6 protein-coding genes are annotated in these 13,225 nt (G+C 35.6%); 3 read left to right on the top strand and 3 right to left on the bottom strand.

Annotated features, from left to right (window positions below):
- Nucleotides 1-68: 68 nt before the first annotated feature.
- From H9647_RS20525 to H9647_RS20515, 3 genes are read left to right on the top strand one after another with little or no spacing between them, the layout of a single operon-like run.
- Nucleotides 69-2,546, top strand: a complete 2,478-nt coding sequence (locus H9647_RS20525) for a chitobiase/beta-hexosaminidase C-terminal domain-containing protein (protein ID WP_225229444.1) — start codon at nucleotides 69-71, stop codon at nucleotides 2,544-2,546.
- Complete coding sequence (locus H9647_RS20520; RefSeq protein ID WP_191803555.1) at nucleotides 2,543-8,506, top strand: polymorphic toxin-type HINT domain-containing protein; 5,964 nt, start codon at nucleotides 2,543-2,545, stop codon at nucleotides 8,504-8,506. The genes H9647_RS20525 and H9647_RS20520 overlap by 4 nt, the downstream gene beginning before the upstream one ends.
- 11 nt (nucleotides 8,507-8,517) lie before the next feature.
- Nucleotides 8,518-9,000, top strand: coding sequence for a hypothetical protein (locus H9647_RS20515; protein WP_191803553.1), 483 nt, complete (start codon nucleotides 8,518-8,520; stop codon nucleotides 8,998-9,000).
- Nucleotides 9,001-9,483: 483 nt separating this feature from the next.
- On the opposite strand, the gene H9647_RS20510 is transcribed toward H9647_RS20515, so the two are convergent.
- From H9647_RS20510 to H9647_RS20500, 3 genes are all read right to left on the bottom strand, one after another.
- Nucleotides 9,484-10,677 carry a hypothetical protein gene (locus tag H9647_RS20510; RefSeq protein ID WP_191803551.1) on the bottom strand — a complete coding sequence of 398 codons (1,194 nt, stop codon included), beginning with the start codon at nucleotides 10,675-10,677 and terminating at the stop codon, nucleotides 9,484-9,486.
- A 435-nt stretch (nucleotides 10,678-11,112) separates the two neighbouring features.
- Nucleotides 11,113-12,279: a vWA domain-containing protein gene (locus H9647_RS20505; protein ID WP_191803549.1), complete on the bottom strand. Its 1,167-nt coding sequence runs from the start codon at nucleotides 12,277-12,279 to the stop codon at nucleotides 11,113-11,115.
- Nucleotides 12,280-12,302: 23 nt separating this feature from the next.
- Entirely contained in the window at nucleotides 12,303-12,539 is a 237-nt protein-coding gene (locus H9647_RS20500; RefSeq protein ID WP_191803547.1) for a hypothetical protein, read from the bottom strand.
- Nucleotides 12,540-13,225 lie beyond the last annotated feature (686 nt).

Genomic DNA, 13,225 nt, shown 5'->3' with positions numbered 1-13,225 from the left:
GGTCGACCCAAAAGCGCATTTTTGTAAAGTGAATACGTAATATTGTTATTAATGTGGAGGTTATTTTATTGAAAAGCAAGAAAATTTATAGATTTTTAATCTGTTGTTTTCTAGTAAGCAGTATTTGTTTTATAAGCCAAGAAACTTACGCAGACGATAATAAAACGTATAGTAGTATAAAGACACCTTATAGCTTAAGTGAAAATGAAACCCTTCAGAAGGTGAATATGGATAAGATTAATGAGAGTTATGCTAGACAGTTAGAAAGTTGGAATAGACAGTTTCCTGAATATAAACCACGACCATCAAAAAATAGTTCTAAATCAAAGAGTTCTCAATTGATACCAAACAAGCAGAATTTAAGTATCGGAAATACGAATAAAGATATATACAAGCTTATGCCAAAATATTTAACAAATAATTTTTCGTTCGATATGATGGCAGCTACAGTTACCAATGGAAATACAGTCATTACTAGAGGGAACTTCAGAACAACCTATGATCTTAGTGGCATGAGTTGGGAAACGGAGGATCTGTATAGCCATAAGGATCTGAAATACCCAACAGATCCTGACTTTACAAATGTGAACTTGAGTTACTCTTATTATATTTACGGGGATATCCCAGAAATGGACTCAAATTCTGCTCCTGCGCTTACAATTGAAACAAATACAGGAGACATTTTTTATGTGAGGCTCTGGAATTATGTCGTTGACAGACCTAAAGATGATTGGGAAGATGGGTCAAATTCTCTTTTTCCTCTTAGAAGAACTTCAGGCAATGCGACAGGTCAACAGGGAGCAATAACAATAGACTTTAACAATCTTTATGCAGGCTGGCAACCTTATATTAAAGAAAGTAAAGTTATTACCAAACCAGATGGCACTAAAACTTATGTTGAAGAATGGGTTAAAAATCCCGAATGGGTTAAGATACCGGTTACCAATATTAAAAGACTTATGTGGGCTTTTGTTTCAAAAGATTACAATACAAATTTAGTTAAAGATTATTTACCCAATTCTCAAAAGTTCATGATAAAGATGACAAATTGGACGGTAACAGGAGATAGCTTTCTAAGAAGTGATCCTGTGGCTAAATCGAAACATCAAGTTCGTCTAACAGACGATTATGACGATATTTATAATTTAACACCTGAAAGAGTAATCTCCGATTATGTGAAGTTAGGATACTCTGGGAGCGTAAATATGTATGTGGGGGCTTCTCATTTCTACGATAAAAGATATTCTAATGGAGAGATGAGGCTAATATCTGATTATCCTTTTAATGCAGCTTTTGAAGAATGGTACCAAAACTATGTTCAAAGATTAAAAGAGAATAACTTCAGCTTGATAAATTCGATTTCAATGGAAAATGTAGATGCTCCAAATGAGTGGTGGCAAAGGGCATGGGATAATACTCCAGCTACTAGTGGCTGGACACCGACTCCTCATTTTTTAAGTTTTACAAATAGTGAAGTACAAAGTTTCTATAAAAAGTATATTTTAGGACTTGCACAAATATCAAAAGAAAATGGTCTTGAACCTGCGATCCAGTTGGGTGAACCTTGGTGGTGGTTTATGGAAAACAAAGAAGGGAAACCACCAACCTTTTATGATAAAGCTACAAAAGAACTTTATAAAAAAGAAACAGGAAAAGACCTTTATGTCTTTAAATCCAGTACAGAATCTTTTAGAGGACATGAAGAAATGCTGAACTGGCTTAGGGATAAAAATGGTGAATTTACTTGGCTTCTAAGAGATGCTTTAAAGGAGAAGTACGCTGACGCTAAGTTCACTGTTTTATTTTTCACACCTTCAGTAATAGATAAAGATAGGGTTCCACGTATGATGAGTATTGTGAATTTCCCTAAAAAACACTGGAGATATCCTAATCTTGATTTTTTTATGTTAGAAGACTATGACTACCTCATTTATGATCAAATGCAAAAACACTCAAAATCCATGATCTTTGTTCAATCCCAGTTGAACTATCCTCCTGAGCTAATTCATTATTTTGCTGGTTTTGTACTTGACCAAGATCACCTTGGAATATGGAACAATATAAACCAAGCACTAAATGATGGATTCAATCAAAAATTTAATGAAGTTTATATATGGGCCTATGCACAGATTAAGAGAGATGGTTGGGCACCGCCTGATTTTGTTCATGTGAATAAGCCTAGCGGGGTTTATGAGAAACCTTTCTATCTAACACTAAACAGTTCAGCAGATAAAATGATTTACACTCTAGATGGTTCGACACCTACTAAAGCTAATGGTAAAGAATATAACAATCCTATTTCTATAAATAAATCAACGACTTTAAAAGTAGGGGTTCTAAAAAACGGGGTTATAACCCAGATATATGATTTTTTCTATGATGTTGGTATAAAGAAGTTTGAATATAACACTTTCAATCAATTATTATCAGAGCAATTTGCTAAGAATGGAAAGTTATATCTAACAGAATACAACTATGATGAATTAGGAAATACCACTAGTATAGATCGCATGGTGATCGATAACAACGAGGGAGAAAATAGATGACGAAGAACAATATATGGACTCGAATGTTTTATGTGTTCATTATCATTTCTATGATATTAAGTGATGCCAATTTCTATGGAATAGCTAGAGCAGCACAGGATACGAAGACAAGTAATTTCGTAGATGAGGCTGATTACGTAAGTATATCTACTCCTGGTCGCCTAAGTAATGAGCAAATTAAAGATGTTAAACAATACTATTCTGCCGATATGTTGTTAGCTGCCAGCTATTATTATCCTGAACTTAATTCTTTACTTGATACTGACTTATTAATGAAAAGTCTTTCTGTTGAAAAAAATGAATTAGTTTCTCTAATAAAGTCGTTTTCGCAATCAGAAAAAGACATCATTTTAGGCTTAACGCCGATTGTACTAGAAGCTTATAACTTTGAGATCGATCCTATTTCCTCAAGCAAGAACAGGCCTATTCACTCAGAAGCTATTATCTTACCTGAATCAGTTACGGATGCTGTTTATACAGAGGTCATTGAAGATGTATATGGTAATTCTGATTCTCATGAGGACAGCAAGGATAAGGGCGATGATTATGATGTAAACGATAATCAGAAACCTTCTGTCACAGACTCTGTCTATTCTGGATTTCGTGAGTTTTCTTTGCCCACATTGTTCAATTTCAATGACCGTAATACTCTTTACCACTATGAACGTTCAGTTGATACTGAGGCCGATGTGAATGCTGTTTACCGTTCAGCCTCACAAGCAGATACGGACATTTATTTGGAGGGAAAGCATGGATTGGACTTATCAATTATCCGGATGTACGACTCAATGAATGCAAAAACAACCTTACCCTCCTATGAATCTACACAAATATGCGACCAATCTAATAGTGATTACAACACAAAAGTTCCTGCTTCAGACTGTATGGGAAATACCGTAAGCCAGGCCATAGACTCCGTCAATGACACTGATTATTTTGTGTCTACAGGATGGACTCTCAATATTCCTACTATGAAGACGGATTGGATTTTCGAAACCATTCCATTAATTTTTCAACCTAATTCTTCCTATGATGTATACAATCGAGAATATGGATTTGACCAAGGAAGAAGACGATTTACTTTAGAAGATGGAACAACCTATGAGTTTGATATAAACGATGAAAATAATGATAAGTCCTATCCTATTAATTATCCATATCATAATGTTATCTATAAAATGGATAGTGTTGGGAATCATTTGTTAACTCTAAATGATCAAATTGAATATGCATTTAATGAAGAAGGAGAGATTCTTTACAAGAAGAATTTTCTAGACGATAAAATAACTTATGCATACTCTGAAGATGGAATTACGATTACTGATTCACTAAATTCAGTAGTTAAAATCAGTAGAGTTGAACAGAGAATCATTGGGATAACAGTAACCAACACAAAGGGTGAATTACTTTATGACCTTTCCTATGATTCTGATCTTGTAGACCATCAAGCTACATTACGTTTGGTTGACAAAGAATCTGTAGAGCCAGATACTTACACCATCCAAACCATTCCTGCTTCATACTATCAACTTAATTCAGTTAGAGACAATATTAATAAACGAACGATAAAAAGTTATAGTTATTACGAACCTGATTCTTCCAGACATGCAGATTTTAATTTTGAAGACGACTATATGTATTATTTTGACCAAAATTACGAACCTATTTTGGACGTAAATGGTGCAGAGGCAGCAAGTATTTTTAATCGGGATAGAAGCACATATGGCGAAATTGAATATTTATTATTAAAACAAATCAATGAAGAAGATGGTCTTTCAACAAACTATCAATATAGTACGTATGATGGTTCGTGGGATCAAGCTGATAATTGGAAGGATCAGGTCAAAAAGCGAGGGAGCAACCGTGTCTTTCTTGATTCTAACATTATTACGTATGTGGGTTATCATCCTGTATTGAATGTTTATTATTCCTATACCGATAATCATAATAATCAAAAAATCTTTCAAAAGAATACTTCCTCCGACAGTAAAGATTCTCATGAAATTTGGAATATTTCTCGTGAAGAAGAAGGAGTCGCTTATGTCAGACTTTCCGATAGTACATCTCGAAGCGGTGATCAAATTGCCACCAAGTACGGTTATAACTATGGAGATTACGTCATTAACGAATGGAAGTACTACACGCCTCATAGTAACGGAAAAGTACTAAACACTTATAGCTATACTGATTACCAAGATATGAACAGTCCTTTACAGCAAAATATCGATGGAGTACAGGTGGACTTTGGGAAATCGGTTGTAATGGCTAGTTTTTTTGAAAATGGATATGATCCATCTATAATAAAAACATTTACGGATTATTTAGCTTCAGACAACCGTACAGAGCAGCTCAAAAGAGAACTTTACTTTGGGGGCAACGCATCAAACATTACTAATCAAGCAGCTGTTCAGTCCTACAGCTATGATAACTATGGGTTTCCGAAAAGAACGGTGGATGTATCTGGAAATGTAACAAATTACTTATATAATGGACCTTTTCACCAAGTAAGTTATATTGAGAATGTTTCTACAGATAGCTCACTAATTAAGAGGCAGTCATATGCTTATAACTCCGATGGAACAGTAGGAAATCATACTGTTATTAACAGCTATTCTAATGAAGGAAAGCCATCTACGGACACCTTAGTTACGGATTATTTATCTTACAATAGCAACAAACAGCCAACTCATATACGTGTAACCTCCTCTGGAGATTTATACGGTAATTACCGTGCATATGAACAGTATTTAGAGTATGACGCTAACGGTTTAAATGTCACCAAACAAACCGTTTACCTTACTTTAAAAGATGGTTCTTCACCAACTCCAATTTCTTATACCTTTCAATATGATAAATATGGAAGACAGATCTTGAGTTCATTTCCTGATGGGAGTCAGGTGCAAAGTAAATATGATTTTAATGATCGTGTCATTTCCGAAAAATATATTACCACTACCTCAGAACCTGCTTTAGATTATTCTTATGAGTATAACGATAAAGAGAGAAAGATAACGGAAACATCACCAGAAGGTATTCAAACGATAACCAATTACACACCTTATGGGGATATTGAAATTCAGTCTGCTATTTCAGGTAACAATGATCGAATTCTAGTGGAAAATAGCTTTAATAAAACAGGGCTGTTACAAACAGCCACCAAACCTTATGGAAACGACGATATGAAGACAACTTTCGCGTATGCCGGTAATGGAGAACTTTCTCAAACTACAGATGCTCTTGGTTACATCACTCGATATTTTTATGCGAATACAGCAGTTAGCGGTTCAAAGCAGTTGCCTCAGAGTACAGTTATGGTCACTAATCCAGAGGGTAAAACTGAAATAACAAAACAAAACCTTTCAGGGCAAACTGATTACTACTTGGAAAAAAGCTTAACTTCGAAGAGGGAAACATATAACGTTTTTAACTCGCTGGGTCAGAATATTAAAACAAGCATCCAAACTGGAGACCAAAAGGAAGTTACAGAATATACCTACAATCCGGATGGCAATCTGATTTCAATGATAGATGCTGAAAAACAGAAATATACTTATTATTATGACTTTAATGGTTCATTAACTAGAAGCTATATTAACGGAGTTTTGCAAAAAGAAGATTTTTATAACGAAGTGGGTTGGTTGCTTAAGTCGAAAAAAACCCAATTAAGTGATACTCCCGAATTAAAAGATACCATTCGTACTACTAACTATATTTATAATAATATTGGTTTAGTTTCGAATGTAACCGATCAGTTAGGGCAAAGTTATTCCTATGAATATAACGGATATAATCAGGAAAAGAACATCACAGTTAAAAATGCACAAAACGAAAATGTCTATCAAATAGAAAAATCTTACGAGCCATTCTCTTTATTATTAAAAAAAATAAGCTCGAGTAGTGATAACACAGAGATCGAGTATAGTTATGACGACTGGAACCGCTTAAAGTCACAAACGGTAGGAAACCATAATTATAAGTTGACTTACGATGCATTTGATCGGATGACAGGTTTGTATTATCCAGACGGTAATCATGTGGATTATACTTACGACCTGTTAGGGCGAATTTCGAGTGTAAGCTATCCTGGTATGGAAACAGCTACAATGGATTATTCGATTGGGGAAGATAATCAAACTACAATTACCAGATATCCTAATCAAATCTCCCAAACGCTTACAGCAAATTCCTTTAACGAAACTGTTTCAAATCAGTTTAGTGGTATGAACGAGAAAATTGAGTACGATGGCTATAGTAATGTTAATAAGAAGACTGTAAACAGTGATTCGTTTGTGTACGCTTATGATGGATTAAATAGGTTAAAGCAAGAAATTAATCAGTTGGGAAGCAGAGACTATAGTTATGACGAACAAGGAAATATCAATGCCATTAAAGGAGATGATTTTAACGAGTTTCAGACAGGTAGTGCTTCTCTTGAATATGACGCACTTAACCAGCTTTCTTCATATATATCAGTCGATAACGATGGAGTAGAAAAAAAGACAGCCTACACTTATTATGGTGATGGAACAAGAGCAACTAAAACTTCAAATACATCGGATGTTACCCGCTACGTGTATCTTAATGGACAAGTAATTGAGGAACTCGATACATCCGGAAATAGCAAAGCACGTAATATATGGGGAGGGCAGAACTTACTATTTAGAGAAAATCATAACTCATCTGCTGGCTATTATTACTATAACTCGCACGGTGATGTTATTGAGATTAAGGATAAGGCTGGTAAAACGTTAAACACCTATGAATATGACACATGGGGGAAGATTGTAAAAGAGACTGGAAACTTTAATAACCCCTATAAATATGCAGGAGAGATATACGATGATGAATCCGGTTATTATTATTTAAGTTCCCGTTACTATGATCCTAATTCCATGAGATTTATTAATGAAGATACTTATCAGGGAGACTTGGTCGAGCCATCTACACTTAACTTGTATACGTATGTCGGAAATAATCCGTTAATTTATGTGGATCCTAGTGGTCATGTATGGGAATGGGTAGGGACAAGATGGAGATCTATTAAAAAAGGTGCATCTGCTACAGTAAACTTCTTAGTACTGGATGATATTCGAACATTGACCGATCCTAAATCCTCGTTCTTTGATAAGTCAATGGCGGTTGCAGGATTTATACCAGTCGGAAAAGTCCTTAAAGGCGGTAAATTAGTTGTAAAATGGGTCAATAAAAATGGTAAGATTATAAACAAAGTAGTTAAGCCGATCAGTAAATGTAATTGCTTTACGGCAGGAACGAAAGTTCAAACAGCCGACGGGGAGAAACCTATCGAGGAAATTGAGATAGGAGATAGGGTTCTCTCGAAGGATGAAACAACTGGCGAGATAGCTATTAAAGAGGTTACCGCTACGTTTAACCATGAAACGGATGAGATTTATCAAATACATGTGGGCGACCAAGTCGTTGAATCGACCTATAACCATCCGTTTTGGGTAAAGGGCAAGGGATGGAGGTATGTCAAAGACCTTAAGGTTGGAGACTTGCTTGTTCAGAGTGACGGGAATATACTCAAGATTCAAAGCATCGAATTGGAACATAGGCACGTTACGGTTTACAATATGACAGTTGACGAGTTCCATACGTACTTTGTCAGTGACCTTGGGATTTGGGTTCACAACACTAATTGTGCTTTATTTGGGGCAAAAGGGGTACAAACTACCAGTAAGACGATTTGGAAGGAGAATGGTAGTAAGGCAAGAATAGACGTGGAAAACCCTAACCCCGGTCAGCGTCCCGGACAAATTCATTATCAAGATGCAAATAATAAGAAGTATTTATTTGACCCCCAAAAAGGTGCATTTGTAGATTCTAATGGTAAACTTGCTCCGAAAAGTGTTAATAAGATGCTCAAAGATTCAAATTTTGTTAAGAAATTGAATGTAGGACTTACACAGTATCTTGGTGAAAGTCCTTACGCTCCGTGATGAGGTGGAAGATGAAAACTAATTCTAAGATGAAACAGTACCTTGATTCTATGAAGACAGGCAGTATGAATAATATATCTAATGAACTATCAAAAATAGAGAATATTATCTTACCGAGATTTTTTGAGTGGGACGGTTGTGTTCTTCTTAATCAAGAAAAAAATAGTGAACTAGCAACCTATTTTTCTCCAAATCAGTTTGTACCTGATAGAACAGCGTTTGAAGCCGATTATAATCATATCCATTTAAATGATTATTTTGATGAGGGTATTAATCCTGATGCAATCTTAAACATCGGAATAAGGATACTCGAAGTTTGGGCTGCTGTTCTCTATAGGCAATATAACGGCCATAGGAAATTCATGCTAATACTTTCTTATGATAGTGAAGAGATCGTTTTACGTTTTTATACTGTTAGGGGGAATGAAGTACCATGGCTTAACACTACTGAGTTAGAATCATATTTAGACGGATTGTTGATTATCGAAACTTAAACATCACTCATATTATGCAAATGACCTTGAGAAATTATCCTCAAGGTCATTCTTTAATTTGCCCGATGTTGAATAAATTAGGCAGGACGTTCTATTTTAACATAACAATCAATAGTTTATTTGAATGTGAGGAAGTTGGTAATGAAAGAGAAATGACATTATGGATTAAAAGGATGTTAAAAGCGATGATAGCAAAATGACTTCATATCGGTATTAGGAGTGGCGCAGCTGAGTAGATAAACAACGACTTTAATTGAGTATTCTACTTCAAGGAGAGTATAGACATTGATGATTTTATAAATATGATGTAAGGTTCTATCTACCCCTAAACGGCTCTAAACTACAATGCTCTAAATCATCATTACGCCTAGGCTAAGTGATAACGTGCTTTAATAATTGAACTACTTAACATTAACCTAGAAAAATGTTCAAAATAGACATCTGAGTTATATGTTGATCATCTGTCTATATCTTTAGTTTGAGTCACGAGCCTTCTTCTTCATCAATCGAATTCCCATAATAACATTTGACGCCTAAATCATTGCACTGCATTTTGAATAATTTTAGACGTGCTCCTCCGTCAATATTTAACGCTTCTGCTACTCGGGATTTGAATGAGCCTGAAGATTTAAGATTAACTAATATTGTATTGACATGTTGAACTAGTTCTTGATCTAGATCGCCATATCTCAAGTAGATCGGAAGTAATTGCTCTTCATCATACCAAAACGAATAATTCGAACCAGCATTACTCTCCCTCAAGAGGTAATCTCTATAAGTCGTAAAATACCCAGAACTTTGGAGCAGGGCAACAAATTCTGGTGTCAATATATTCCCTACCCATCGTAGTATTCCGTTATTAATCCATTTCTTCCAAAATTCTGGCAACTCTATTTTTGGAATCTTTTGATTCAATATTAACCAGTTTGTCATCCCATATAGGCTTTCCATTCTATCTTCATACAGATTAATCGCTGGGATAATAATATTCCAAATCTTACGTAAAGTCGAATCATCGTCACTGTAGTATCGAATCAATTTGGGATACGCAAAAAGGAAACCCTCTAGTTTGCCCAATTCTTCCTTAAGGTAGCTTAACAAATGTCCCCTTAATGTTTCATCATTTTCTAGAAGATAAATCCAAAATTGCTTGTGGTAATCCTGGGATTGGAATCTCATAGGCACTACGTTAAATAGCTTAGAAAAAAGTGTTTTAATTTCATCTATATGAACAACACTTGGGAGAAGATTCAGTAACTCTGTAAAGTCAGATGTTGGGTCATTTTCAGATGGGTCAAATTGCATTTTAACTAGCTGTGTAAAACCATCAATCCCTCCATTAACCATAAATTTTCCTGAATGGTTTTTAATAAACATCCATAAGCACTCCACATGCGGATAACTGACAATATCTTTTCCATGTGCACAATCATTTCGTTTCTCTCTAAAGTAAATAGCATCGTTTTTTACAGTTTTAGGAATTAAAAAAATAGTTTTATCATTTGCGTCATTCTTCTCACTTTTTTTTCCTATTAAACTATTAACTTGATAATCCCATTGTTCAGGCTTTCTTAAATTAGATTGGATACTCTCCCAGTTCGTTTTTTCCGGTAAAAGCTCAGGATTTGGTGGACCAGTTATAAGGAGTGTGCAAGCTAGAGATAGACATATGCTCAAAATTAGGATTTTGTACACATGTACTTAAGTCTTTCCATAATCCTTATAAATTAAGGTTTTTTATCATCATCAACATTCAACCTAATTGTTCACTCCTGGCAATACTACAAAGTCTCCTCTTTCGATACAATATGTATAAAGCTTTCCGACTTAGATCCTGCTAGCAACAGCCCCTCTTTTATCTCCAGCATCAAACCATTCACATTGTAGGCCTTTTAAGCTGTGAACCTACTCTCCGTGCAAGTTCAACTAGTCGTTCTTAAACCGTATCGTAAGGAAAGTATGAATGATCCGCCTAAAATCGAATTAAAATCATGTCTACCTAGATACTGATGAGGTGTGGCTTGCTTGAGTTTGAAGACACGCCTTATAGCACATAAAAAAAGAGAGACAACTTTATACTTAAGGGTCCCTCTTTCATATTACACATTTATGTTATGGGTTAATCCTTTCATCACGTTCTGTCCTTGCATTCTCAACAGCCTTGTCCCTAAACTGTCTTGATTCCTCAACAAGCTGATCTTTCTTCTCCCTCTTTTCCTGGATTATTGCATCATTTTCCTGTTCAATCCGTTGATATACCTCTTCACCAAATTCTATAGCCTCTTGATCCTGATTTTTTTTTCTGTTTGAAATTTCTGCATAAATCTTATTTTTTTGCGTCGTAAGCTCAAGCCATGTACAGTTTGCCTCTAGCGATTCTTTTAACCATACGTTGTTGCTATAAGTTGTTTCATTTAACCATACACAGTTATAATAGGTCGTCCATTCATACCAATTGAAATTATCTTCAAAAATTTTCTTTAACGCAGCATCGTTTTTTGCATCAAAGTACTCACCATTCCCATTCTTCGCTATCTCTTTTAAACTGTCGGTACTTTCTTGAACATCGAATCCGATTACATTGATAACGCCCTCAATGTCGGAATCGGCTAAAGCTGCAGCTGCAGCCGCTGGATCACCTCCACAAGTCTCTAGCCCGTCCGTAACAAGATAGATAATGTTTGTATTATTCTCACCTTTAAATTCAGCAAAATCTTTTTTTGCCTCTTCTAGCGCTTTCGCAATCGGCGTCCAACCTGCAGGTTTTGTATCCTGTATAGCTGTATTGAATTTAGCTTGGTCTAACTCCTGGAAAGAGTAGACTATTTCCGTAGAAGAACACGAAAGACTCTTTTGCTCCAGATCGTTTGCTCCTTCCTGACCGTACACTCTAAAAGATACGTATGTATTCTTTGGAAATCTGGCCACGAATTTAGAAATCTCATCTTGAGCAATTTCCATCTTGCTGCGCCCATTTATCAATTGATCCATACTTTTAGATGAATCCAAAATAATTTGAATATTTATATTTTCTTTCAGATCAGTTGATAAAGAGTCTGGTTTTGGACATTCAGCCGCTTCTTCCACTTCGTTTTGACTGCAGTCTGCAACAGGGTATTGTTCCTTCAGTTCTTGATACAATTGTTCTATTTTCTGTTCACGAGTCGGTTCTACAGCTTCCTCAGAATTTACTTGAGTAACTGTTGAATTATCTTGTTCCTCCGAAGCTTCTTTTGGTTGTTCTGATGTACAGCCACTTAAAATTATGATCAATAACATAAAAATGACTACTGGTATCCTTTTCAATTTCTGTCCCTCCATATCTTTATCTTTCTAACTCTTAGGTAAACTTCTTTAGACTTAAAACAGGAGTTTTTTATTGACGACACAGTTTCAATACTGGCTTTTAACTTTATGTAATAAGGAGCATAGGCGTTTAAGGCGCTTATGTTTTCAAGTATTCCGATTTTATGGAAGGAATGGGCTAATAAAACACCCTTTTCCCACTTCCATGTGTCCACCAGGGTATACCCAGCCACCCTCACAAGTTTTTACTAAAAGTATATCTCCTTGCCCGTCTTCTACAAGGTCCACCTATGACTATACTATGCATTGAAGATGACATAGTTAAGACCTCCTTATGCAGTAAAGTCTGTGAATTTATTCCACAACCATCTCAAAATTTCCTGCCTTTTCGTATTATGAGATCACTCCTCCTTCTGGTTGATCCTTTTTGATTGCTTTGATAAAGAAGGATCAAAGGTCAACCGTAAAGAGAGATGTTTAAATTCAAACATACCCATGAAGAGTCGACAAATCTTCATTAAACTATTCAGGATGTAGAACTGAACATGCTTTTGAATTACGTCCTATGCCTTTATCTCGAAGAACAACTGGGCATTAATAAGGCCTGTTGTTCAGCTCTTAGAGAAAGCCCCTCATAATTTAAATCATAGAAATATTCCATGTAAATATCACTACAACGATGGAACTCGCCACCGGCTCCACTGAAGATTAGCTTTTATTTAATAATTTTTATGAGCACGGACTCACCTTTCAGTCGGCGAATAAGCATCAAAGGCCTGGCCTCCAGGTACACAGTTCAGTACAAGCATCAATAAAACGTCGTGTAACGAAGTAAATACGGCGAATGTGTTTGAGCAACTAACGTGTGAGAAAGTCCGGAAATGGCATTACCTTTGTATGCTGATGGATCTATTTAATA

The organism is Paenibacillus gallinarum (assembly GCF_014836635.1).
GTDB classification, from domain to species: Bacteria; Bacillota; Bacilli; order Paenibacillales; family Paenibacillaceae; genus Paenibacillus; species Paenibacillus gallinarum.
The sequence above is the reverse complement of the archived record's forward strand: the minus strand, read 5'-3'. Positions and strand labels throughout refer to the sequence as shown.